General features: G+C 48.4%; 1 protein-coding gene. It reads left to right on the top strand.

The annotated features are described in order from the left end of the window. Positions 1–337 (top strand): hypothetical protein (locus LI126_RS14625; RefSeq protein ID WP_227165657.1); only part of this gene is annotated, 337 nt, incomplete at both ends.

Genomic DNA, 337 nt, shown 5'->3' with positions numbered 1-337 from the left:
CATGGCCCAAAATCATTCAGCTAAGAGAATTGCTAGCCAGCTTGGCAGTGCGGAAATTGTTCGGTACGATTCATCAACCTCAGCAGGTTAAAACCGAGCTCAATTTCGTGCTGCAGATGTTTTTAAATCAGCGCAGCGCCCACAAACCGCTGGTAATCGACCTTTCCGCGCTGAAGACGCTCGCAATTGGTCAACGGGCCGTCATCTCGCTTTTAATGAAACGAATTCTGGAGCACCGTCTGCAGCATAACGCGGCTTTTTCCGTCAATATTATAATTGATGAGGCCCACCGCTATCTCCCAGCTGATGAAACCAAGCTGGCTGAAAACGGAATTTT

The organism is Mediterraneibacter sp. 210702-DFI.5.30, assembly GCF_020560115.1.
GTDB classification, from domain to species: domain Bacteria; phylum Bacillota; class Clostridia; order Lachnospirales; family Lachnospiraceae; genus Mediterraneibacter; species Mediterraneibacter faecis.
Note: the sequence above shows the minus strand (reverse complement) of the source record. Positions and strands in the feature narration are given on the sequence as shown.